General features: G+C 52.1%; 14 protein-coding genes, 5 pseudogenes and 1 other annotated feature. Of the genes and pseudogenes, 9 read left to right on the top strand and 10 right to left on the bottom strand.

Going from position 1 to position 25,330, the window contains the following annotated elements; genetic code table 11:
* Positions 1-11 precede the first annotated feature (11 nt).
* Entirely contained in the window at positions 12-1,118 is a 1,107-nt protein-coding gene (locus RBH92_RS14795; RefSeq protein WP_107787995.1) for a JAB domain-containing protein, read from the top strand.
* Here the strand turns inward: RBH92_RS14795 and RBH92_RS14790 are convergent.
* The 4 genes and pseudogenes from RBH92_RS14790 to RBH92_RS14775 all read right to left on the bottom strand — a co-directional run bounded on the left by RBH92_RS14790 (position 1,032) and on the right by RBH92_RS14775 (position 4,302).
* On the bottom strand, positions 1,032-1,766 hold the full coding sequence (locus RBH92_RS14790; RefSeq protein ID WP_219909008.1) for a universal stress protein: 735 nt from the start codon (positions 1,764-1,766) through the stop codon (positions 1,032-1,034). The genes RBH92_RS14795 and RBH92_RS14790 overlap by 87 nt on opposite strands.
* A 182-nt stretch (positions 1,767-1,948) precedes the next feature.
* Positions 1,949-3,292: an adenylate/guanylate cyclase domain-containing protein gene (locus tag RBH92_RS14785; protein ID WP_107787990.1), complete on the bottom strand. Its 1,344-nt coding sequence runs from the start codon at positions 3,290-3,292 to the stop codon at positions 1,949-1,951.
* Positions 3,293-3,444: 152 nt separating this feature from the next.
* Positions 3,445-3,540: pseudogene (locus RBH92_RS14780) on the bottom strand (ATP-binding protein); the annotation flags it as partial.
* Between the two features lie 132 nt (positions 3,541-3,672).
* On the bottom strand, positions 3,673-4,302 hold the full coding sequence (locus RBH92_RS14775) for a recombinase family protein (RefSeq protein ID WP_107787994.1): 630 nt from the start codon (positions 4,300-4,302) through the stop codon (positions 3,673-3,675).
* 131 nt (positions 4,303-4,433) lie between these two features.
* Between RBH92_RS14775 and RBH92_RS14770 the strand changes: the two genes are divergently transcribed.
* From RBH92_RS14770 to RBH92_RS14755, 4 genes are all read left to right on the top strand, one after another.
* The gene (locus RBH92_RS14770) at positions 4,434-6,065 is read left to right on the top strand and encodes a DUF4158 domain-containing protein (RefSeq protein ID WP_107787989.1); all 1,632 of its coding nucleotides are present in this window, start codon (positions 4,434-4,436) and stop codon (positions 6,063-6,065) included.
* A gap of 12 nt (positions 6,066-6,077) precedes the next feature.
* Positions 6,078-7,297, top strand: a protein-coding gene (locus tag RBH92_RS14765) for an IS3 family transposase (RefSeq protein WP_307933987.1) whose coding sequence is annotated in 2 segments (ribosomal slippage) — positions 6,078-6,369 and positions 6,369-7,297 — 1,221 coding nt in all. Because the reading frame shifts where the segments join, the coding sequence is not laid out codon by codon here.
* Positions 6,356-6,472 (top strand) — a sequence feature (AL1L pseudoknot). It overlaps the preceding gene by 117 nt.
* 627 nt (positions 7,298-7,924) lie before the next feature.
* The gene (locus RBH92_RS14760; protein WP_097103896.1) at positions 7,925-9,094 is read left to right on the top strand and encodes an efflux RND transporter periplasmic adaptor subunit; all 1,170 of its coding nucleotides are present in this window, start codon (positions 7,925-7,927) and stop codon (positions 9,092-9,094) included.
* Between the two features lie 24 nt (positions 9,095-9,118).
* Positions 9,119-12,247 (top strand): efflux RND transporter permease subunit, encoded by a 3,129-nt coding sequence (locus RBH92_RS14755; protein ID WP_107804568.1) that lies wholly within the window; start codon positions 9,119-9,121, stop codon positions 12,245-12,247.
* Between the two features lie 52 nt (positions 12,248-12,299).
* Here the strand turns inward: RBH92_RS14755 and RBH92_RS14750 are convergent.
* Positions 12,300-12,419: pseudogene (locus tag RBH92_RS14750) on the bottom strand (IS3 family transposase); the annotation flags it as partial.
* Between the two features lie 53 nt (positions 12,420-12,472).
* Here RBH92_RS14750 and RBH92_RS14745 point away from each other — a divergent pair.
* Positions 12,473-12,795, top strand: a pseudogene (locus RBH92_RS14745) (transposase); the annotation flags it as partial.
* A 261-nt stretch (positions 12,796-13,056) separates the two neighbouring features.
* On the opposite strand, the gene RBH92_RS14740 reads toward RBH92_RS14745, so the two are convergent.
* On the bottom strand, positions 13,057-14,115 hold the full coding sequence (locus tag RBH92_RS14740; RefSeq protein WP_307934021.1) for an IS110 family RNA-guided transposase: 1,059 nt from the start codon (positions 14,113-14,115) through the stop codon (positions 13,057-13,059).
* A 90-nt stretch (positions 14,116-14,205) separates the two neighbouring features.
* On the opposite strand from RBH92_RS14740, the pseudogene RBH92_RS14735 reads away from it, so the two are divergent.
* Positions 14,206-15,120 (top strand): annotated as a pseudogene (locus tag RBH92_RS14735) (IS3 family transposase); the annotation flags it as partial.
* A gap of 38 nt (positions 15,121-15,158) precedes the next feature.
* Positions 15,159-16,040: pseudogene (locus RBH92_RS14730) on the top strand (Tn3 family transposase); the annotation flags it as partial.
* Positions 16,041-16,112: 72 nt separating this feature from the next.
* Here RBH92_RS14730 and RBH92_RS14725 read toward each other — a convergent pair.
* Positions 16,113-19,118, bottom strand: coding sequence for a Tn3 family transposase (locus RBH92_RS14725; protein ID WP_066984295.1), 3,006 nt, complete (start codon positions 19,116-19,118; stop codon positions 16,113-16,115).
* 174 nt (positions 19,119-19,292) lie between these two features.
* On the opposite strand from RBH92_RS14725, the gene RBH92_RS14720 reads away from it, so the two are divergent.
* Complete coding sequence (locus RBH92_RS14720; protein WP_307934020.1) at positions 19,293-19,847, top strand: recombinase family protein; 555 nt, start codon at positions 19,293-19,295, stop codon at positions 19,845-19,847.
* A gap of 500 nt (positions 19,848-20,347) precedes the next feature.
* Here RBH92_RS14720 and RBH92_RS14715 read toward each other — a convergent pair whose 3' ends face one another.
* The 3 genes from RBH92_RS14715 to RBH92_RS14705 are packed head-to-tail and all read right to left on the bottom strand — an operon-like array spanning position 20,348 to position 25,313.
* Positions 20,348-21,472 (bottom strand): ABC transporter permease, encoded by a 1,125-nt coding sequence (locus RBH92_RS14715; protein WP_307934019.1) that lies wholly within the window; start codon positions 21,470-21,472, stop codon positions 20,348-20,350.
* 2 nt (positions 21,473-21,474) lie between these two features.
* On the bottom strand, positions 21,475-24,246 hold the full coding sequence (rbbA, locus tag RBH92_RS14710) for a ribosome-associated ATPase/putative transporter RbbA (protein WP_307934018.1): 2,772 nt from the start codon (positions 24,244-24,246) through the stop codon (positions 21,475-21,477).
* Positions 24,243-25,313 carry an HlyD family secretion protein gene (locus RBH92_RS14705; protein WP_307934023.1) on the bottom strand — a complete coding sequence of 357 codons (1,071 nt, stop codon included), beginning with the start codon at positions 25,311-25,313 and terminating at the stop codon, positions 24,243-24,245. The genes rbbA and RBH92_RS14705 overlap by 4 nt, the downstream gene beginning before the upstream one ends.
* Between the last annotated feature and the right edge of the window lie 17 nt (positions 25,314-25,330).

Raw genomic sequence — 25,330 nt, 5'->3', positions numbered from 1 at the left:
GAGGCTGCAAGATGCGCGATAATAAGCTGAAGGCTCCAGGAAATTCATTCCATTCTGATGAAGGTGATCTTTATGAAAACATTGAGACTCGTCCCGGTACTACCAAAAAGCAAAAAGAAACGGGGCGAGGTGCCTATAAAGAACTGCTCGAAGCTCATGCTCGATGGGCAGGTGGCACCTTACTGGGTTGTGATTTCCCAAAAGACTTCCGAGAAAAAGGAGGAACCACCTTCCTGAATCAACCCATCAAGTCAGGTCATGATCTGGCAATAATGGCGCAAATATTACGCGATCCGCGCTATGAGACGCTGAGAATATTTTATACCCGTATGAATCGCATCGTTCATCATACAGCTGTGAGTTCCAGACTGCCGGGTGCAATCTATCTGAACAAGATCGGGCATGCCAATCATGATTTGGGTGTATTGGTAGAAAAGACCAAGCGACATGTTAAAGCAGATGGTTACTGGTTATTGCATAACCATCCATCGGGTAATGCGAAGCCATCGTGTGATGATGTCAGGCTCACAGAAATACTGGCATCTATTGTTTCGGGCTTTAAAGGCCATGTGGTTATCAATACCAGTCAATATAGCGTTATTGATAGCAATGGTCAGGTCGATTTTGTGGATTGGATGGGTAATCAGGCAGAAGGCTATCAGAACAATCCTTATAAAAATCATGAACTGCTTTTGGAGAAAATAGCATCACCGGAGGATCTTGCAAAGATAGGTCATGCTTTAAAAAAGCGAGATCAGTTTTTTAACTTGATAGGCATCGGTGCAACAGGTTTTGTATTGTCGTTAAGTGAGTTACCGCTATCTGTACTAAATCGCCATCAAAATCTGCTTTTGGCGCGACTACAAAATTTTGCACGCAATTCCGGAGTCAATACCGTATTTGCCATCACGAATGCCAATGATTACAGACATCCCGTATTATCCAAAGCCTGTGAAGCTGGCATCTTAAAAGATGTGCTGGCAGTAGAAGGCTCTGATTATTGCTCATTGAGGGAAGAAGGATTATTTGCATCAATACCCGGTGAAATAAGCGCCATTTTTAGGAAGCCCAGAACCTTTGTGAATGTACTCAGCCGGCAAGAGATCCGGGCGCGTTGACAGAATTTGCCCAAGTTTGGAGAATGTAGGGCCTAGTTCCTCAAGCGCAGCACGCAGTCGTTTTGCTTGCTGCCGGCGTCGATCAGTTGCAATTTGTTCGTCAGCCCGACCGAACAGTCCTTTCAGGCCGTGTTTGGCCATTACTGCTGCTATATGCCCTCCCCTGGCCGCCAACCGTGGCTCGATGGGCGGGGGCTCGGCGCTGGAGATGATGGTCTGCATTGTGTCGTTTGCGAGATAGCTCGACGACTGCGTGTTAACGATGATGACAGTACAGCGCGCATTATGGCTGATTCGATTGGGCACGTTGCCCAGCAGGAATTCCTTTCTCCCTGCCATGCCGACATTGCCGACCACCAGAACGTCGATCGCCTCTTGCTCGGCAGCCCGAACGATTGCCATCGCAGGATTGGCATCCAGAATGACGAGTGCATGACCGCGCTCGCCGGCAAGTTGCTGCACATGGATAGCAAGTTCTTCGTTCGCCGCAGCAGCTCGTGTACTTTCGGCCGCTCCGTACTTGGTAGTAGTAGGGTTCTGTGGCTGAATCACTTGAACCACGAAGAGTTCCGCCTCATATCGTTCGGCAAATGCAGCGGCCCATTGAACAGCCTGCTCAGCTGTTTCGGACCGGTCGGTCCCGACCATTACGCGTTGTATTGCAGTGCTGTGCGATTCACTTTGGTTTATCATCCGCCTAATTTTCCTTCTCTTAGAGAAAATGAATCAGGATTCTGAAGTAAGAATTTAAATGTTTTATCCTGAAACGTAATGTCTTCCGCTGAACGCAAAAACTTTTCATAACAATAGTCCGAAGCAATAGTGGTGCCTCATAGATTAGCAGCAAAGAGATGCCATTCATACGATACGCCTTTTAACGCGTGGAGGCCGCGGTCTAAAAATTCAATGTTTGAGCCGACGACGAGATCCTTCACCGTGCTGGATACCAGGATTTCGCCGGATTCAGCCAATCCTGAAATTCTGCAGGCAATGTTTACAGCGATACCCGCTATGTCATGATCGACTACTTCGACCTCTCCGGTATGCAACCCACTGCGGATCTCCAGCCCGAGCGAGCGGACAGACTTTCTGATTGCATCAGCGCAGTTAACACCTCGTCCTGGTCCGTCGAACGTCACCAGAAACCCATCTCCAATCGTCTTGATCTCCTTGCCATGATAATAAGCAATTTTTTGACGAACGAACTGGTCGTGAAGGGAAATAAGTTCTTTCCATTTTTCATCTCCCAAATCGGTTGCATGTTCGGTTGATCCAACGATATCAGTGAACAGTACAGTTGCCAGCATCCGGTCGGAATTGGGAGAACGCCTTATATCTACCAAACTTGACAGAAAATGCTCGATTTCCCGATCAACCGCAGTTGAGTCACCGGCAAGCGGAAAGTGGTCCTCTCCTTCGAGCTCAATATAGCGGGCATCACTGATGTGTTCTGCGATGTACCGACCATGTTTGACATTGACAAAGCCGTCATGAGTGCGGTGTAGCACCAGTGTGGGTACAGAAATCGCAGGTAGTACATGACGAACATCCCCTTCGAAGGCCATACGCAGAATACCTAAAGCCGCGCCAGGGCTGGTTGACATGCGTTCATAACGCCCCCACCAAGCACAGAACTGCTCATCATGCGCCAGACTTGGCGCAATGATGTTTACCGCCGTTCCTTTGCCCCACTGGGGTTCGAGCGAGGTCAAAATATTTTCAAATTCAACTGGATCAAATCCCCAATCGTAATCTGGTGCCTTAAAAGCGCGGGCCCACGAACCATAGATTATCAATGCCGCGCATCGTTTGGGATAGGTCGCGGCAAATAGCATGCACAGCGGCCCTCCCTCGGAGATTCCATAAAGGACGGTGGAGGAAGAGCCAACGGCATCGAGAACTGCGCGGATGTCCTCCATACGTTGCTCTAGCGTCGGTAAATCGCTTGGCGAAACCCGGTCTGACAACCCAGTTCCTCGCTTGTCGATTAGAATGAGACGGCTGAATGAGCTTAGTCGACGAAACGAATTAACCAATCTTGGTTGCTCCCAAGCCACTTCGAGGTGACTGATCCAGCCGGGTAGCAATATCAAGTCGATTGCTCCCTCTCCAAACACTTGGTAGGCGATATAAAGTTCACCGCTCTTGATGTAGTTAACCGGTGGAATTTCCATTGGGCGAGCCATCGAAGATTAAAAGCAATTAGTTAAGGGCTTGTTACGGGAACCACCCCAGCAGCAATAGTACTGGGTTTGCTATAAATGTCAATCAGCGTTGAAAACTTTCCAGGCATCAGCGTCTAAGAATTTCCACCTGGTTTAGTTGGTTAATCAGTTTTTATGTTCTTTTTTCGATGCTTGAATCTGTAAGAATCATTTCCTGTTTCCACGATGTCACAATGATGAGTGATTCGGTCTAAAAGGGGTAAACCCAACATACGCACTACCAGGGGCAATTCAAGTGCGAGTATCAAATATATCAAGCCCTGGATAGGGTTCAATGAATTTCTTGGTAAACGCTTCAATCTATGCTGCATCCCACCGGAATATTCAAACTATAACTCGCGACGTTCGTTAGCAGCGTCATTCGCTCGATTTCTTTTCACGATTTCCAATACCGTGTTTTTGCTGATGTCGAGTTGTCGTCCGATTTGTCGGTACGACTGCCCAGCGGCGACAAGCCTTAAAACCTTTGGTTCGAGTTTATCCGCCTTGATCCGTTGTCCTGGCCGCCAACCAAACACTACACCACGTGCTTGCGCTGATGCAATGCCGGAGCGAACGCGTTCTCGGAGTAGATCTCGCTCGAATTCCGCTAGCGCCGCCATCATCGCCGCGATCAACTTGCCCTGCGGCGTGCTGAGATCGAATTGCAATCCGGTCTGCGCAATCAGCGACACGCCCCATGCCTGAAGGTCATTCAGTGTATGGAGCAGATCCAGCGTTGAGCGACCCCACCGGGTAAGCTCAGTCACCAGGATCACGTCGACTTCACCCGATTGGGCCAGCGCGAGAACTGCCCTGCGCTTGACGCGGTCATCCTTGGTGCCAGAAGCTGTCTCTTTCCATACGCCAGCGACCTTATAACCACGCCGCTTGGCGAACGCGCACAGATCGACCTCTTGCCGGGCACAGGTTTGATCCGCTGTTGATACCCGGCAATAGAGCGCTGCTTTCTGTCCCAATTGAACCATCTTCGCAAAATACCTCTGAAACCCGCATTCAGCCGTGGCAAAATAGCGGCCCTTTTATAGCCTACTTTAAATGATACACGCTCGCCGTACGCGAGGCGTTTTTATCGCGATGCGGAGGAGTAATGAGGGTTAGTTGGATAGAGGACGACCTGGCGGCCGAATGGCTGTTGCAGCCTGCTGATCGGGAACTCCTTCGTGACCGTCGCGACCCCGCTCGGCTGGGCTTCGCGCTGCAATTAAAGTTCTTTCAAATCGAAGGCCGTTTCCCCGCTGGACCGGATGAGTTGCCACGCCCGGTCATTCAATTCATCGCTCAGCAATTGGATATATCCGTGGATGTGTGGCTGGACTATTCCTGGAGTGGGCGCACGATCAAGTATCAGCGTGCCGAAATCCGACGATGCCTGGGCTTCCGGGAGGCAAGGCGTGCCGACCAAAAAACACTGCAAGACTGGTTGCTGATGGATGTGCTCAATCAGGAGCATCGCATGGACGCGCTGCGGGACGCGGTGTTTACGCAATGCCGCGCGTGGAAGATAGAACCGCCGGCCGCAGAACAAATTCGACGCTTGATCCGTTCTGCCTTGCAGGAACATGAGACGCGATTCTGTACAAACATCGTCCGTCAATTGGACAAGCCAGCGCTGAATTGCTTGGACGGACTGCTGAAACCGCTCAAGCTCGAGACGCCGGATGAACAGGCAACCAATGATTGGAGTGTCTGGCAGGTGATCAAATCTGAACCGGGAAAGGCTGGACTGGAAAGCGTGCTGCAGGCGGCAGACCGATTGCAGCGGGTGCGCGAACTGAAGCTGCCACCCGACTTGTTTAAGAATGTTCCGCCCAAACTCATCGCTCGCTATGCGCGCCGCGCCGCCGTCGAAGAACCCTTCGAACTGCGCCGTCATGCTCCGCCACTGCGGACAACGCTATTGACTACGTTTCTGCACGAGCGCAGTGAGGAATTAACGGACCACTTGGTCGATTTGCTGGTGGAGACCACCCACAAGATGGGCAAGCGCGCAGAGAATCGTGTCGAGGAAAATGTTGCGAGCCAGCTCAAGAAAGTACCGAAAAAGTTGCAGGTGTTATTCCGCATAGCCGAGGCTTCCCTCAAAACGCCGAAAGGCGTTGTCGATGAAGTGATTTATCCGGTGGCGCCGAAGGAATTACTGCGCAATCTCCTGCAGGAGATTCAGATGACCGGATTGGCTTACAAATCCACGATTCATGGCGCGCTGCAGCGTTCGTACCGCTCGCACTACCGGCGCATGTTGCCGGTTATGCTGAATACGCTGGAATTTCGCTGTACCAACACGCGCCATCAACCGGTCATGCAAGCGTTGAACATCTTGAAGCAACATCTCGACCACAAGGGAACGCTCTATCCGCTCGGCGTGGAGCCACCCATAGAAGGGGTTGTGCGTCCTTCCTGGATGTCGCTGGTGGTCGAGAAGAATACGGATGGCAAAGTACAGGTCAACCGGGTCACCTACGAAATTTGCGTATTGAAGGCGCTGCGCGATCAATTGCGTTGCCGCGAGATCTGGGTCGTTGGCAGCCGTCGATACCGCAACCCCGATGAGGATTTGCCGCAAGACTTCGATGAGAAGCGGGCGGCGTACTATGCCGAGCTCGGCATCCCTCTCGATCCGAAAGCTTTCACCGCGTCGCTTCGGGAAGAGATGAAGCAGGCGCTCCAGATACTTGACGAAGTGAATCGCCCCGGTATTTCCGGAGATAAAATGATTTGAGAGGAGGAAGAGATGAAGAACCAAATCAGTTATTCACCGGAAGTACGAGAACGAGCGGTAAGATTGGTATTCGAGCAGCAAAAGGAGCATGAATCGCAATGGATGGCGATCAAGTCGATCGCATCAAAGATTGGCTGTACAGCGGAGACGTTACGCACTTGGGTAAGACGAACAGAGATTGATCAGGGAATTCGAGGCGGCATGTCGACTGCGGATCGTGAGCGGCTCAAGGAATTGGAACAGGAGAACCGGGAATTAAAGCGGGCCAACGAGATATTACGTAAGGCATCGGCCTATTTCGCACAGGCGGAGCTCGACCGCCGACCGAAATGATGGTGACATTTGTCGATAGCAACAAAGCGGAATACGGGGTCGAGCCAATCTGCAATGAAATCTGGATTGCCCCGTCGAGCTACTACGAACACAAAGCGCGCGCGCGAGATCCCGATCGATTGCCTGACCGCATCAAGCGGGATATGAGACTAGAACTTGATATACAGCGGGTATGGAAAGACAATTTCCGAGTTTATGGTGCTCGCAAAGTATGGCGGCAGTTGCTGCGAGAAGGTATTGGTGTTGCTCGTTGTACGGTCGAGCGGTTAATGAAGAAGCTTGGAATACAAGGTGTTCGACGCGGCAAAAAGTGTTGGACAACCATTTCGGACGATTTGCTTGACCGGCCAACGGACAAGGTTAACCGGCAATTTGTAGCTGCCCGGCCCAATCAACTGTGGGTGGCGGATATTACATTTGTAGCGACATGGACAGGATTTGTTTATGTGGCTTTTATCACCGATGTTTTTGCCCGGTATATTGTTGGCTGGCGAGTGAGTCGTTCATTGCGAACGGAACTGATACTGGATGCATTGGAACAGGCGCTATGGGCACGGCGGGGAACCTCAGGATTGATTCATCACAGTGATCGAGGCAGCCAGTATTTATCGATTCGCTATACGGAACGTTTGGCGCAGGCAAATATTGACGCCTCTGTCGGAAGCATCGGAGATTCTTATGACAACGCGCTAGCCGAAACCATCAATGGTTTGTACAAGACCGAAGTCATACGGCATCGCGGTCCTTGGCGTAGTATCGAAGAAGTAGAATTTGCCACATTGGAATGGGTGGATTGGTTCAACAATCGAAGACTGCTGGACGCAATCGGATATGTCCCACCGGCAGAATTTGAAAAGGCGTATCATCGCCAACAGGAAGAGTCAGCTGATGCAGCTTGATTCAAGAAAACATGTCTCCGGAAAATCCGGGGCGATTCAAACTGGGTTGTCCGGTTTTACTTGACCAGGTCAATTTCGACTGGCTGGTCAAAAAGGCTCAGATGCTACCGCATCCACCCTGACCTGCGTTATTCAGAATTGCACCTCAAACTTGAATCCGTCTAGCTTTATATATAGTTCTGCTATAGAATTTCTATCTCGTTGTAATTTATTAAAGGGAATTCAGATATCAATACTTACACAGTTGACCTGGAGCAAATAATTTTTTTCATTGACAAGATGGCAAAGCCGCTAGAAGATGGTGGTGTCTACTTCAGACCATCCCTAGATCAGGTAGCGCCAGATTTCTTGCCTGCAACCATTACGGCTTGAAGCCATCTGTTAGGTCAAGTTCAAGTCGGGATAATTTAGTCTTTCTCCGATGCATTCTTTCTCGGAAATCCTCTACTAGGAATATTTGAGACCTCTGCCTAACTGGTTTTTTGGATAATTTGTCATTTTTAAACGATTGATTTTAAAAATTACCGCATGAGCAAAAAACCTTAATGACATAGGTATGCAGAGGTTTCATTTAGAATGATTGAGTCTTACGACCCTCCCCGCCAGAAATTTTTCATGATTTAACATATGTACAGCTCAACCCCACGCCAACGGTGCGCATTTACAATTCTTATTGCGCTCTCGGCAATCTTCCTCATCGGATGCAATACCGGATCCAACACTCCAGTCGAATCACCACCGCTCGATGTTGCGGTTGCGAACGTACTGGTGCGTTCAGTGCAAACTTGGGATGAATTTAATGGCCGTGTCCATGCAATCCCGACTGTAGAATTGCGTCCTCGCGTGAGTGGTTACATCAATCGTGTTGCCTATAAAGAGGATAGCGAGGTCAAACCTGGCGACCTTCTCTTCGTCATTGATCCTCGGCCGTACCGCAATGCACTCCATAGTGCGCAGGCGCAGCTCGAACGTGCCCGGTCGACCGCGAATCTTGCGCAAATCAAGACTGAGCACGCGCAGGCGCTGTTCGAAACACGGGCCATGTCACGCGAAGATTTCCACGGTAGACAAACGGAGTTGAACCAAACGGCTGCCGAGATTCGTGCGGCTGAAGCTGCTGTAGCCACCGCCAAGCTCAACCTCGATTTCACCGAGGTTCGAGCGCCAATCGCAGGCCGCGTGGGGCGAGCATACCTAACCGTCGGCAATCTTGCCCAGGCTGACCAATCAATTCTGACAACCTTGGTCTCGCAGGATCCCATGTATGTATACTTCGATTGCGATGAGCATAGCTTCCTGCGCTACAAGGAATTCGCTCGCAGGAACGATCGCGGGAACAATGCATATCTGGTCCGCATCCGTCTGGCTAATGAGGAAGGCTTCCCGCACCATGGGACTGTAGATTTCTTCGACAATCAGGTTAATCCCACAACGGGCACAATTCGTGCTCGCGCTGTCGTCTCCAATACCGACCGTTTCCTGACACCGGGGCTTTTCGCCCGTGTACAGCTGCAAGGCGATGAGTTACTTGCACTTTTGATAGACACCAAGGCCATTCTGACCGACCAGCATCACAAATATATTTATGTGCTAGGAGAAGGAAACAAGGCACTACGCAAAAATATCACATTGGGTCGTCAAATCGATGACCTATACATCGTGCAGTCCGGCCTCGACAAGACAGACATGGTCATTGTCACCGGCGCACAGAAGATCATTCGTGAAGGAATGATTGTAAGGCCTGAGTATGTCGCTATGGAAGCACGAGAGGCTATCTCCCCCCTTCCGGTTCAATAAGAGCCGCGGAATAAGAGCGCGATCATGGATTTTTCCAAGTTCTTCATCGACCGCCCCATATTTGCAATTGTTCTTTCGATCGTTATTTTCGCGGGGGGACTTATCGCCATTCCGCTCCTACCCGCGGGCGAGTACCCAGAGGTGGTGCCGCCTAGTGTCGTTGTGCGAGCAATATACCCCGGCGCCAATCCCAAAGAAATGGCGGATTCAATCGCCGTTCCGTTGGAAGAAGCGATCAACGCCGTCGAAGGCATCATGTACATGAAGTCCGTTGCGGGTTCCGACGGAAGCCTGCAAGTGACAGTCACCTTCACCCCTGGCATCGATCCCGATACCGCAACTGTCCGTGTACAGAATCGCGTCGCCCAGGCCCTGTCGCGTCTGCCCCCCGATGTGCGTCTGTACGGCGTAACCACGCAGAAGCAATCCCCCACTCCGCTCATGTTTGTGAGTCTGACTTCACCAGACAATCGCTACGATGGGGTCTATCTACGCAACTACCTGACCCTGAATATCAAGGATCAGCTCTCGCGCCTGCAGGGTGTTGGCAACGTCGGATTGTACGGAGAAGGCGACTATGCAATGCGCTTGTGGCTGAACCCGGGCAAGCTTGCCACACGCGGGCTTACAGCCAGTGATGTGATCAATGCCGTTCGAGAGCAGAACGTCCAGGTATCCGCGGGTCAGCTGGGCGCGCAACCGTCACCCAAGAGTACGGATTTCCTCGTTCCGATAAATGTGCGCGGGCGGCTTCGCAGCGAACAGGAATTCAGCGATATCGTGCTGAAAAGCGGCGACCATGGCCAACTGGTTCGCTTATCCGACGTGGGACGCGTTGAGCTCGGATCCGGGGATTATACGCTGCACGCCATGATTGATGGAAAGAACGGCGCCAGCGCGGGCATTTTCCTCACTCCCAACGCAAACTCCCTGGCAGTAGCCAGAGCGGTCTACGCCAAGTTTGAAGAACTTTCAGCAAACTTCCCTGCGGGCGTGACGTATCGAATAGTGTGGGACCCTACCGTATTTGTCCGGGAATCCATCCGGGCGGTGGGTCAAACCCTGATCGAAGCGGTTTTCCTGGTCGTGCTGGTGGTCATCCTGTTTCTGCAGACCTGGCGTGCATCCATCATTCCTCTGATCGCGGTACCGGTCTCGATTGTCGGTACCTTCGCTTGGCTGTACCTTCTCGGATATTCCATCAATACGCTAACATTGTTTGGACTGGTGTTGGCAGTCGGCATTGTCGTCGACGATGCCATCGTCGTCGTCGAGAACGTCGAGCGCTACATCGAGGAAGGCCTGGATCCTCTTGCAGCAGCCCACCAGGCCATGAAGGAAGTCTCCGGCCCCATTATTGCCATAGCCCTGGTGCTTTGCGCCGTGTTTGTGCCCATGGCGTTCCTAAGCGGTGTCACCGGCGAATTCTACAAGCAATTTGCTATCACCATCGCCATATCCACCATCATTTCCACAATCAATTCACTGACATTGTCGCCGGCCCTGGCGGCAAAACTGCTCAAAAGACATGATGCTCCGAAGGATGCGCTGACACGGTTGCTCGAGCGTATGTTGGGGTGGCTGTTCCATCCGTTCAACCGGCTATTTCTTCGCAGCTCCCATAAATATCATAATACCGTGGCTCGCACGCTGGGCCGTCGTGGCATAGCGTTCACCGTCTATGCAGGGCTATTGCTCTCGACCGCAATACTGTTCCATATCGTACCGACCGGCTTTATTCCCAACCAGGATAAACTCTACCTTTTCGCGGGAGCCAAATTGCCGGAGGGCGCTTCGCTTGCCCGAACTAATGCTGTCACACATCAACTGAACAAAATTGCCAGCACTATCGAAGGCGTAGACATAACCGAAAGCTATGTGGGCTTGAATGCCTTGCAATCCGTCAATACTCCCAATCAGGTCACCTCCTATATCATCCTCAAACCTTTCGATCAGCGCCAGCGTTCTGCGGAATCCATCACCGCCGAACTGAATGCCAAGCTTGTGGAGGTCAAGGACGGGCAGGCTTATGCATTACTGCCCCCGCCTATTCAAGGACTGGGTAATGGGTCGGGCTATTCTCTTTATTTAGTTGATCGCGCCGGCTTGGGATATGGAGCTTTACAAGAGGCATTAACGACTTTCCAAAACGCAATCGCCCAAACGCCAGGCATGACCTTTCCTGTCAGCTCATATCAAGCCAATATCCCGCAACTCGAGGTCAATATAGATCGAGTTAAAGTATTAGCCCAAGGAGTATTATTGTCAGATCTATTTAATACCCTGCAGATTTATCTAGGTTCTATCTATATTAACGATTTCAACTTATTCGGTCGGGTCTATCGAGTGTTGGCTCAGGCGGACTCAGTTTTTCGCCAGAAGACCGAAGACATCAGCAATCTGTACACGCGCAACGTTCAAGGGGAAATGGTTCCGCTAGGGTCGATGGTGACGATTCAACCTTCATTTGGCCCGGATCCAGTCATCCGCTACAACGGCTATCCCGCCGCTGACCTTATCGGCGATGCTGATCCGCGCGTACTTTCCTCGGGGCAGGTCATCACCAAGCTCTCGAGCGTTGCCGCAGAGGTGTTGCCCCGCGGCATTACGCTGGAGTGGACCGATCTTAGCTACCAACAGGTAACGCAGGGCAACGCGGCGGTCATCGTATTCCCATTATCGATTATGCTGGTCTTTCTGGTGCTAGCCGCCCTCTACGAAAGCTGGACATTACCTTTGGCGGTCATCCTTATCGTGCCGGTATGTATGTGCGCTGCGCTTTTCGGTATTTGGCTCACTGGCGGCGAGAACAATATATTCGTTCAGGTGGGACTGGTCGTGCTGATGGGCCTGGCATGCAAGAATGCCATCCTGATCGTTGAGTTCGCACGGGAGTTGGAGATCCAGGGCAAGAGTACTGTCGAAGCCGCACTGGAAGCCTGCCGTCTTCGACTTCGACCGATCATAATGACCTCAATCGCTTTCATCGCGGGATCTGTTCCCTTAGTGCTCAGCTACGGTGCAGGCAGTGAGGTGCGCTACGCAACAGGTATAACCGTTTTTTCCGGGATGATCGGCGTGACGCTATTCGGATTGTTCCTTACCCCTGTCTTCTATGTCGCTTTGCGCAAGCTGGCTCGTCTCAAACCTTAGGGGCGAATTAGCCTCAGATCAATATCCAAAACTTCCGCACATCATGTGAAACCGACTTTCTATCACTGTGATGAATCAATCCTGAGGTTCCTCGCCGTGCCCATAGCGCCTGTTCCAATGCATCCAGTATCAGTTCCGTTCGCAATGAACGACTCTCTCGCCAGCCAACAATATATGAATCGTCCCGGTATTTCCGGAGATAAAATGGTTTGAAAGGAGGAAGAGATGAAGAATCAAATCAGTTATTCACCGGAAGTACGAGAACGAGCAGTAAGATTGGTATTCGAGCAACAAAAGGAGCATGAATCGCAATGGGCGGCGATCAAGTCGATCGCATCAAAGATTGGCTGTACAGCGGAGACGTTGCGCACCTGGGTAAGACGAACAGAGATTGATCAGGGAATTCGAGGCGGCCTGTCGACTGCGGATCGTGAGCGGCTCAAGGAATTGGAACAGGAGAATCGGGAATTAAAGCGAGCTAACGAGATATTACGTAAGGCATCGGCCTATTTCGCGCAGGCGGAGCTCGTATATGGACGCCTCCAGTTTGCCAAGTGATTTTCTGTCATTTTGGGGTAGAAGGTTAAGATCGCAGTCGTATATTCGGGCTATTTGTGCGCTCATTTTGGCCATGCGCTGCCCAGGATGGAATCTGCTTGCCGGCTCCCAAACGACCGCACAGCATTGACCTATTGGTCCTTGCTATCGAGCTCCACGGGTTTTGCCAGCACCGGTCTGACCTGTCTATGCCATCACGTCAATTGGTCACCTGTAGCAATCAAGAAAGAGATATAAAGTTGTAGTCTCAGCTAGGTCGCTGCCAACTGGTTTGCCAATTGATCGCGGAAATTTCTATCAAAATTCCGCTTTTGTGTTATCACGGCCCAGGCAATGCGGGCATTGCGATTAGCCATAGCCACGACTGCCACGTTCATGTGTTTTCTGGCCACCCATCCCATAATAGTCTTGTCCTGCTTTTGTACATTGGGAGAACTGCGCACAGTGGCTACGACGGCTCTCGCGCCATGCACGAGGAGCCTGCGTAAATAACCGTCACCACGCTTGCTGGTTCCTAGCAGCACGGGTTTGCCTCCTGTCGAGTGCTGTCTAGGGACTAAACCTAACCATGCGGCCAACTGCCGTCCTGCCCGAAACTGAGTGGCGTTGCCAACGTATGCTTCTAATGCTGAAGCGGTAATTGGACCAATGCCAGGAATCGTCTGCAGACGACGCGTAACGTCAGACTGACGGGCATGCATTTCAATTTGTGAGGTTACGTTGTCGATACGCTGATCCAGTTCTCCGATATGCTCCCATTGCTGCCTGATGCAGCTGACGAGAAATGTGGGCGAGATATTCATAAGATCCTCAAACATAGCGGGGATTGTGTTATGCAATGCTCTGCGCCCTGCTGGGGCTGTTAAACCGAATTCAGTCAATAATCCGCGCAGCTGATTTATAGTGGCTGTTCGCTGGCCTATCAGCATCTCGCGTACCCTATGCAGACTCAGAACCGCCTGTTGCTCGACAGTTTTTACTGGAACAAAATGCATGTCAGGACGTTGTGCCGCCTCGCAAATAGCACGTGCATCGTTACGGTCGTTCTTATTGGATTTGACGAATGGTTTGACGAATTGTGGCGAAATCAGTCGGACTTCATGGCCCAGTAACTGGCATAACCTGCCCCAGTGATGGGCGCTGGCACAAGCCTCCATTGCAACCGTAACTGGCTCGCTACGATGCAGATATTCGCTCAGTCTCAAACGTGAAAGCTTGATTGCCTTGACCTGCCTGCCAGTACTATCGACAGCATGTAGATGGAATATGTTCTTTGCCAGATCAATGCCAGTGATGGTGATCTTGCTCATAGTAGTCTCCTCGATTTTGTGTGGTTAGGTTTGGGATGTCCCATTTGAGAGTTATACGTCAACATCAGATGAAGGCGTCCATTCCATTGACCGCCGACCGAAATGATGGTGACATTTGTCGATAGCAACAAAGCGGAATACGGGGTCGAGCCAATCTGCAATGAAATCTGGATTGCCCCGTCGAGCTACTACGAACACAAAGCGCGCGCGCGAGATCCCGATCGATTGCCTGACCGCATCAAGCGGGATATGAGACTAGAACTTGATATACAGCGGGTATGGAAAGACAATTTCCGAGTTTATGGTGCTCGCAAAGTATGGCGGCAGTTGCTGCGAGAAGGTATTGGTGTTGCTCGTTGTACGGTCGAGCGGTTAATGAAGAAGCTTGGAATACAAGGTGTTCGACGCGGCAAAAAGTGTTGGACAACCATTTCGGACGATTTGCTTGACCGGCCAACGGACAAGGTTAACCGGCAATTTGTAGCTGCCCGGCCCAATCAACTGTGGGTGGCGGATATTACATTTGTAGCGACATGGACAGGATTTGTTTATGTGGCTTTTATCACCGATGTTTTTGCCCGGTATATTGTTGGCTGGCGAGTGAGTCGTTCATTGCGAACGGAACTGATACTGGATGCATTGGAACAGGCGCTATGGGCACGGCGGGGAACCTCAGGATTGATTCATCACAGTGATCGAGGCAGCCAGTATTTATCGATTCGCTATACGGAACGTTTGGCGCAGGCAAATATTGACGCCTCTGTCGGAAGCATCGGAGATTCTTATGACAACGCGCTAGCCGAAACCATCAATGGTTTGTACAAGACCGAAGTCATACGGCATCGCGGTCCTTGGCGTAGTATCGAAGAAGTAGAATTTGCCACATTGGAATGGGTGGATTGGTTCAACAATCGAAGACTGCTGGACGCAATCGGATATGTCCCACCGGCAGAATTTGAAAAGGCGTATCATCGCCAACAGGAAGAGTCAGCTGATGCAGCTTGATTCAAGAAAACATGTCTCCGGAAAATCCGGGGCGATTCAAAGGACTGCCTTCCAACCCGAAGGTGAAAATTCTCAACAAGAAAAAAGGGGGCTGGATTGCCGTGTCGCCGTCAGAGGCGCAACCAGCACCGGAAAACCTGGGAATGGTAAAGGGCGAGGTCGGACAACGCTGGCCGATGACCAGTCTGCTTGATATGCTCAAGGAAACCGATTTGCGCACCAACTTCAGCGCTTGCTTCCGTAGTCCGACAGCGCATGAGCGGCTGGATACGCGTACTCTGCGTCGGCGGCTGCTATTCTGTCTTTACGGTATTGGCGCGAATACGGGTCTGAAACGTATCGCTTCTGGCCAGAGTCTCGACGATTACAAGGAACTGCTCTATGTCCGGCGCCGTTTCATTTCGATACCGCAATTGCGCCAAGCCATTGCTCAGGTGGCGAACGCAACCTTGGCGGTGCGCCTGCCGCATATCTGGGGCGAGGCGACGACGAGTTGTGCTGCCGATTCGAAACAGTTCCCCGCTTGGGAGCAAAACCTGCTGACCGAATGGCACCTTCGGTACGGTGGCCGTGGCGTGATGGTGTACTGGCATGTCGACAAGAATTCCTGCTGTATCTACTCGCAGCTCAAGCGTGTCTCCTCATCGGAAGCCGGCGCAATGATTCAAGGGGTGATTCGCCATTGCACTGAAATGAAGGTGGAGCAGCAATACGTGGATAGCCACGGGCAAACGGAAGTAGCGTTCGCTTTCTGCCGTCTGCTCAGATTCGAGCTGATGCCGCGTCTGAAGAGCATCCATAAGCAGAAACTTTACCGCCCGGAAGCGGGCAACTCAGATCCCTACCTGAATCTGCAGGCGGTGCTGACACGGTCGATCAGTTGGGAATTGGTGGAACAGGAACTTGATGCGATGGTGAAGCAGGGGTTTGAAGTCCAACGGTACGAAAACGTACGTTAGCGTCTAGCTTAATTCTATTTTCAGCAAAGACCACTAAGGAAGGATGATATTATTTTTTGATGACTGGTTTAGCGGCCTGAGTTGCCCCATCATGATTTGCTCTGCCAGTGTAAATGAGTAGTGCCCTAGCACATTGATATGTCCATGCAGCAAAGGCGATAGCCTTTTTTCATCTTCTTCTCTAATTTCTTGTGGCTGTTGCCGCAAATGATCCAGCGCTGCTTGCATATATAGGGTGTTCCATAATACGACGGCATTGGTTACCAATCCAAGCGCTCCCAGTTGATCTTCCTGCCCTTCGCGGTAGCGCTTGCGAATTTCTCCCCGTTGTCCATGGCAAATGACGCGAGCAACCGCATGCCGTCCTTCCCCCCGGTTTAGCTGTGTTAATATCCGCCGGCGGTAATCTTCATCGTCAATATAATTCAGCAGATACAAAGTCTTGTTGATGCGCCCCGCGTCGATGATGGCTTTAGTCAGACTGGATGGCCGATCACTTTTCAAAAGTGAACGGATAAGCTCTGATGCCTGTATGGTCCCCAGTTTAAGCGACCCGGCTATCCTCAGCATATCATCCCAGTGCTGTTCTATCCGGCGAGTATTGACAGAACCTCTGGCCAGATCATTGAGCACGCCATAATCCGCATGTTTATCGATTCGCCAAAAAACCGCTTCACCGGCATCGGCCAAGCGCGGTGAAAATTGATAGCCAAGCAGCCAGAATAATCCAAACACTAAATCACTGGCTCCAGCGGTATCCGTCATAATTTCCGTTGGATTCAAGCCGGTCTGTTGCTCTAACAGTCCTTCCAAAACAAAGATAGAATCTCTCAATGTCCCAGGAACGACGATGCCGTGGAACCCTGAAAATTGATCCGATAAAAAGTTATACCAAGTAATGCCCTTAGGGAAGTATTTCCTATTTGGCCCGGCATTAATCGTACGCACAGGCGTCACCAATCGCATTCCGTCGGCAGAAGCCACTTCACCACCACCCCATTTTTTAGCCAAAGCGAGGGTTGATTGATGATCGACCAATCGGGCATTGGCCCGAACAAGCGTTTCTGCCCGCAGGTAGTTTTGCTTAACCCAATTCAGGCGATGGCGAGTCAGCGCCGGAATGTGGTGCTTGATTAAGGGTTCCAGTCCAATATTACAGGCTTCGGCCATGAGTACCGCACAAATACTGACCGATAAATCATTGGCACGAGCATTGGCTTCGCTTACATGCGTAAATTCATCGGCAAAGCCAGTATGAGTATGGATTTCCAATAGTAACTCGGTAAGATCCACTTTTGGCAATAATCCGGTCACCTGCTCATTGAGCCGAATGAGGCTGGGCGGCTCATCCAGTTTATCCAGGTTGGTGATGGTTAAAGCCGGTTGCTTGCCGGAATTGTCAATCTTGACGGCTGCATTATCTGCAAAGTTGGCGGCAACTTGTTTATAAGTGGCATCCAGTTGCTGTGTTAAGTTAGTAATTGCCTCATCGGGTTGTACCGGCTGTCCAATCGAGCGACAAACCTGGATTCGGTTTGCTTGCCAATTAGCACCTTGCAGCAATTTTGCCCTGGGATCGCCCCAACGATCACTATTTTCAACATAGATATCGCGCCTTCGCAAGGCATCTTGTAATTTGTCGAGAAAACACAGTGTGTATCCCCGTTTAGTGACTCGCCCGTCTTTATCAAAAATCAATCGCTTCCACGGAGCGGAAATAATATTCATGGGCGGCTTATCCAAAGTATGTTTGCGTGATGTACCAGAAGCGGCAAGATAATTGAATGCAGAAAGCGTCGTTTCCCCGGCGGGCGCGGCCTTGAAAGTAATGTCATTGAGTAGTCGCGGTAAAAACCGGCAAACCCGACCATACTGCTCAATCAACTCATCATGAAATTTATCGTCATAGGGGCGGGCCAAATCCTGAACGATGGCAATCGATTCGGCTAATCTCTCTTTAGTGATCTGGGTAAAAATGACATCGCGTAACTGGCCGTCTTGTGTTTCTTCATTCAAAATCAGTGTACAGACATCCGCTAATGTCAGCGCAGATTTATCCAAATCTTTCAGTGTCCGTAACCGATTTTTCTGACCCATTCTTTTGGCATTACCCGCAATCTCGGTTATGAGTTGATCGAGTACATCCAAGGCATCATCCAGGGCAATGGTTTCAAAGGCCTTCACAAAAGCCACCAGGATTGCCGTACGCTTGTCCTCTGGCATTCTGGCTATTTTAGGTACCGTGATAACACCCGCATGGCGGGCGAGGTTCTTCAATCGAACCGGTGGTATATGGGAAAAATCGATTTCTTGCATACCCAACGCCTTTAATTCAAGATAGCGTTCAACGGATGCATTAAAGGCTGGCCCGCTGATGGTTACCGGGCCTTTCTGATAACGATCAAAAGCCGATGATCGTGTGCCTTCTGGCACTTTGAGTAAAGTTTCCAGTTTGGCTTTTTGCTCAAGTGTTGGTAAAACCGCTAATCGCCGCCACAATCGGTTAACCGCTCTTTCCCTGATTTCGGAAATCAGCCGTGATAAAGTCGTAGCACCAGGTAGCAGCACCTTGTTTTGATTCAGCCAGGCAGTAGCAAAGTCGAACATTAAGCCGGGTCTTTCGTTGCTGATCCAGGCACGGGTATAAAGTAACCGGCTAAGACGGAATGCCCAAGGTGGTTCGGTAAATTCGCGGTAGCCATATTGTTCGCGGATAAGCGCGGTGTGTTCGCGTTTAGTGGTATCCCTTTGGGCGTAATCCGCCAAAATAGCCACATCTCCAATCGAAAGCTGTCCGGCCACAAAGGCTTGGACGTTGGCTGGCACCAACGTTAGATCGGAAAGGAAGCATCCTAAAAACCTGACGGAAGTTAATTGCAGCGCAAAGCCAAGTCTATTTTGATCGCCACGGCGATTTAAAATGAATGTCAGGTCTGCTTCGTCAAGGTGAAAGTACCTTGCCAGTTGGATTTCATCTGGATCACCGGCAAATTGACCGTACTGAGCCTTCTGTTCTGCGGTTAAAAAATCGACGGCCATCCATTTGCTCCAGACCAGAGGTAAAATCGAATTAAATATAAAGCTGTAGGTGTCTACAATATTATAAGATTGTGGACAGGGTAATTCATATGAAATAAACTGTCTATAAAATCGTTTTTCACATACTTAATAGACAATCCGTCCATTAATCGACTTAGGAGACAGTTTTAAGCGATGCGACTCTTTGGTTATGCCCGTGTATCCACGAGCCAACAATCCCTTGATGGCCAGGTCAAGGCGCTTAAGGAAGCGGGGGTCAAAACCAACCGCATCTTCACTGACAAGGTTTCCGGTAGCCACGTCAATCGGGACGGCTTGCATTCGTTGCGGGTCAAGGTCGAAGAAGGTGACGTGATCCTGGTAAAAAAACTGGATCGCCTGGGACGGGATACGGCAGACATGATCGCCTTGATCAAGGAATTCGACAGTATCGGCGTCGCCATCCGGTTTTTAGATGACAGCATCAGCACCGAAGGCACTATGGGCAAAATGGTTGTCACCATCCTGTCGGCTGTCGCCCAAGCGGAACGCCAACGTATCCTTGAACGTACTAATGAAGGCCGCATCGAGGCCAAGGCCAAGGGAGTGAAGTTTGGTCGCAAACGCACTATCGATACCGAAAAACTAAGGACATTACGTAAGAATGGTCTAGGCGCTACCGATATTGCCAAGCAAATGGGCATTGGGCGGTCAACCGTTTACAAATTGCTGAATGAAACGGATGAGTGAGGGTAATCTTGAGACTTACATTGTTGCGTAGGAATACTTTGGCGGCTACCCACTTTACAACATCAAATCAGCCTCATTTATAAACATGAAAATAAAATAATCTATAATTGCATTAATGTTCAACAGCTTATAAAAATTATTATCGACGTTTTTAAAATCGATATTTCCTCTGTAAGACGATTATAGCAAGGCTTTCAGGGGTGTCGCGGGACAAACCGTTCTTTTGGTGAATTAACCCCTTTTCGCATGTGATTGCCGTTATTCTCAATTAACGCTAACGGTGATCGGCAATATTTGCCTCTGATGCCTAACGCACCGCCTCCAGTGGTTAACGTACGATTTTTCCGAATTCTATACTTCCCCCTAAAAGGCCAAGGCATTTATGCCTATGTCACATTAAATCATGGTGTAAAAGGCACTGATGAATTGAAACAGGCACTTGCCGATTTACGATGGTTAAGGTTGTTGGGCATGTTTTTCATGGCGTGCTCAAGACCTAATCAAGCCATCGAGCTGATGGTCTTGCGGAAACGGGTCAGCGCCAGCACGAAAAAGACGCTGCCGATCGCGGTCAGGGCCAGAAACTGCGGCCAGACGATGCTGATGCCGGCGCCACGATACAGGATCGCCTGGGTCAACGAGACGAAATGGGTGGTCGGCGCCGCCAGCATGATGTTCTGCACCAGTTCGGGCATACTCTCGCGCGGCGTCATGCCGCCGGAGAGCATCTGTAGCGGCAGCAGGATTACGAGTAGCAGCAGGCCAAACTGCGGCATTGAGCGTGCCATTGTGGCGAGAAAAATACCTAACGAGGTGGTCGTGAACAGGTATAGCGTCATGCCGACGACGAACAGTGGGATTGATCCATGAATCGGCACCTCCAGCAGCCCCTGCACGACGAAAACAAGCGACGCGGTCGCCACGACCACCACGATCAGACCCATAGCCCACACCTTGGCCATCATAATTTCAAACGGCGTCAGCGGCATCACCAGCAAATGCTCGATGGTACCGTGCTCGCGTTCGCGGATCAGCGCGGCGCCGGTGAGGATAATGGACAATGCGGTGATGCTGTTGACCAGTTCCATTACCGAGCCGAACCAAGTCGAGTTCAGGTTCGGATTGAACAGCGCCCGCGTTTCCAGCTCGATCGGCAAAGTCGCGAGTGCGCGATGGCCCTGGACGAAGGTCGACACCTCGCCATTGACGATGGTCTGCACATAGTTGTTGCCGATGAAGGCTTGCGAGATGCGGGTGGCATCGACGTTGAGCTGAATCGCCGGTTGCCTTCCGGCCAACAGGTCGCGCTGAAAATCAGGCGGGATATCCAGAATGAAGGTGTAGAGGCCGGCATCCATGCCGAAATCGGCGGCGTACTGATCAATGATCACTGGCGCCAAAAAATAAGGCGGATAAAAAGCATTGGCGATACGCGCCGATAATGGCGAGCGGTCTTCATCGATGACGGCGATGGGCGCCTTGTTCAGTGATTGTGGAAGGCCGGTGGCGACCACGTAGATCTGACCGCTAAACGCGAACCCGATCATCACCATCATCAAGGTGTCACGTCCGAGACTTCGCAATTCTTTAATGCCAAGATGAAAAATGTTGAGCAGTGTATACATGGCTAACGCTCCTGTTTAGCGAGCAGCAACACACTCAAGCCGACGACCACCAGGATCGACAAGGCCAGCGGCAACAGATAGGAACTCAACTCAGCGAAACCCAGCGCTTTTGAGAAGATGCCGCGACTGAAGATCAGGAAATAGGTGCCGGGAAAAATCTCACCCGCCAGCCGCGCACCATCCTCCAACGACGACACCGGATCGATCATGCCGGAAAATCGGCTGGATGGAATAAAGGTAAGAATGAAGGTGGCGAAGATGGCGGCTATCTGGCTGCGGGTGAAAACCGAGACCAATAAGCCTAAGCCGGTGGCGAAGGTCACATAGAGCAGCGCGGCCAAGGTCAGTAGCAGGAAGTCGCCCTTGAGCGGCACGCCAAAAACCCACACCGCCATCGCGCACAGTAGAAAGAAGTTGATCATGCCTATGGCGATATAGGGTAGTTGTTTGCCAACGAGAAATTCGAACTTGCTCACCGGAGTGACGTAAAGGTTGAGGATGGAACCGAGTTCCTTTTCGCGTACCACGCTGAGCGCACTGAGCATGGCTGGAATCAGCATCAGCAGGATCGGGATTACCGAGGGCACCATGGCGGGCAGGCTAAGGACATCAGGGTTGTAACGAAAGCGCGTCTCAATGGTCATCAATTCAGCCGGTGCTTGATCCGTGGCATAGCGACGCATTTGCTCCCGCAACCAGACCTGGTGCATCGCCTGCACGTAACCGAGTACGCTTTCGGCGCGAGTCGGCATCGCGCCATCGATCCAGGCGCCAATTTTTACCGGATCACCGCGCCGCACATCGCGCGCGAAGTTGGGTGGAATCTCCAACGCCAGACTCAGTTCGCCGCTACGCATACGGCGGTCGAGTGCGTCGTAATCGGCAATGGGTGGCTGGGCGATAAAATAACGTGAGCCACCGAGGTCGAGTGCGTAGTTATTGCTGAGTGTGGTCTGGTCGCGGTCGAGTACCGCAAAACGCAGATTCTCGACGTCCATGGTGATGCCATAACCGAAAGTAAGCATCAGGAATAAGGTGCCGAACAACGCGATTGAGACGCGGATGGGGTCACGGTACAGTTCGAGGGCTTCGCGCACGCAGATGCTGTACAAGCGCAGCAGGCTGAAGCGGGCGCCAGACTGAGCGGCCTGATTGCGCGCCGGTGCCGATGGCTGCATGGACGGGGGCGCCAGAGACGTCGGCGCTTCGTCCATTGACTCGTCGTCGACACCGCCCGCTTCTTTCAAATAAGCAATGAACGCTTGTTCCAGCGTGGCGTGATCGTTACGTTCGACCAGCGCGGCGGGGGCGTCGCTGGCGAGCACCTTGCCCGCATGCATTAGCGAGATGCGGTCGCAGCGTTCGGCTTCGTTCATGAAGTGGGTGGAAATGAAAACCGTGACCTGGTCGCGGCGGGCGAGATCGACGATCAGCTCCCAGAACTTGTCGCGCGCCACCGGATCGACGCCGGAGGTCGGCTCGTCGAGAATCAACAAGTCCGGCCTGTGGATCACCGCTACCGCCAGCGACAGACGCTGGCGAATCCCCAGGGGCAATTCATCAGGCAGGCTGTCCATGGCGGTGTTAAGCATGAAACGTTGCGCCATTTCGGCAACGCGGGCGGGAATCCCTGCGTCGGGCAAGTGGAACAGTTTGGCGTGCAGCTCCAGGTTTTGCCGCACGGTCAGCTCAGTGTACAGCGAGAATGCTTGCGACATATAACCGACGCGTCGTCGGGTGGCCATATTGCCGGCGTCGACGATGCGGCCAAACAGCCGGGCTTCGCCTTCGCTCGGTTGCAACAGGCCGGTGAGCATTTTCATTGTGGTCGACTTGCCGCAGCCGTTGGAACCCAGAAAGCCGAAGATTTCCCCGCGCTCGATGCGTAGGCTGACGTTATCGACGGCGACAAAATCGCCGAAACGCATGCTCAGACCGTGCGCCTCGATGGCAATTTCCTGTGTGCCACCGCCGGTGTTGCGCGGTGAAATCACAACTGCTTTGTGACCTTGGCGCTTTTCCTCCGGCAGCAGGCGGATGAACGCCGCTTCCAAACTGTCGGCATCGGTACGTGCGCGCAGCTCGGACGCGGTGCCGGTGGCGAGTATCTTGCCGCCATCCATCGCCACCAGCCAGTCAAAGCGCTCAGCCTCGTCCATGTAGGCAGTGGAAACCAGCACGCTCATGCCCGTATGGCGTATACGCAGACGTTCGATCAACTCCCAAAACTGGGCACGCGACAACGGATCGACGCCGGTGGTCGGTTCATCCAACACCAACAGATCGGGGTCGTGGATCAGTGCACAACAGAGGGCGAGTTTCTGTTTCATGCCGCCCGACAGTTTGCCCGCCGGGCGGTTATGGTACGGCGCCAGGCCGGTGCTAGCTAGCAGTTCGGCGATGCGTTGATGGCGCTCAGCCTGCGCGTGGCCGAACAAACGACCGAAGAAATCGACATTCTCGAACACCGACAGCGTGAGATAGAGGTTCTTGCCTAGCCCCTGCGGCATGTAGGCGATGCGCGGACACACCGCACGGCGGTGGGCCGCGTCAGCGATGTCGCCGCCCAGCACTTCGATATGTCCTTGCTGCATTTTCCGTGCGCCAGTGAGCAGCGACATCAGGCTGGATTTGCCAACACCGTCGGGGCCGATCAGACCGACCATGCGGTTGGCGGGAATCGCCAGGCTGACGTTATCGAGGGCGAGGTTGTCACGATAGCGCAGGCTGACGCCTTCGATGCTGACCACTGGTGCGATGGCGTCGGTATTCATTCAGGTAGCTTGACCGCGAGTTCGGCGGGCCATTCGGCGGCCGGATCGAGTTTGACATAGGCCTTGCCGGGCAGGCCGGTCTTGACCTGATCAAGATGCTGTTTCAGCAAGGCGGGATCGATGCGTGCCCGCACGCGAAACATCAGTTTGAGGCGTTCGCTTTCGGTCTCGACTGTTTTTGGGGTGAACTGGGCGACGCTGGCGACGAAGCTGGCTTTGGCTGGAATCACGTAGTTGGGCAGCGCATCGAGCACCAGTCGGATGTCACTGCCGAGCGCAACCTTGCCAGCAGCGGCGGTGGGTAGGAAGAAGGTCATGTAAACGTCGGACAAGTCCACCGTGTTCAGTACCCGGCCACCGGCGGCCAGCACTTCGCCGGGTTCGGCGATGCGATATTGCACACGCACGTCGCGCGGCGCTTTCAGTTCGCTGTCGTCGATGTCCGCCTGCAGGCGGACGACAGTGGCTTTGATCGCCTCGATCTGTGCCTGCGCTTGTACTATCTGGGATTTCGCCGCCTCGATACCCGCCCGTGCCGCCGCAACTTGGGCTTGCGCAGCGCTAATCATAGCCTGAATGCCTAGCACCCTGGCGTTATTATCGTCCACCTCCTGTTCCGGCATGGCGCCCTCGCCGACCAGGCGTTGCGAGCGTTTCAAGCGTTTTTCAGCGGCATTGAGTTCGGCGCTGTGCTGAGCGACCACGGCCAGTGCGGCGTTGTGTTCGCTTTCACGTTGAGTGACGACGGATTTGGCAGTTTGCAGAGCGCTCTCGGCATGACGCACCTGAGCCAGTGCTTCTGCTTTCTGGGCTTGCAGCGTTTGCGTGTCCATGCGCGCCAGAACCGACCCAGCCTGTACGAAGTCACCTTCCCGTGCCAGGACTTCGGCAATACGGCCGGGAATCTTGGTGGCAATATCGATATCGGTGGCTTCGATGCGGCCATTACCGCTGACCATGCTTTCCGGCAAGCCGTTGGGGCGTAACACCCACCACGCCACGGCCGCCGCAGCGATGGCAATGCCGACGAGGGCAAGGGTCAGTATCGATTTTAACTGGCTACTCATCATTTCTCCTGGAATAT

The organism is Nitrosomonas sp. sh817 (genome assembly GCF_030908545.1).
In the GTDB taxonomy this organism is placed as follows: Bacteria; Pseudomonadota; Gammaproteobacteria; order Burkholderiales; family Nitrosomonadaceae; genus Nitrosomonas.
Note: the sequence above shows the minus strand (reverse complement) of the source record. Positions and strands in the feature narration are given on the sequence as shown.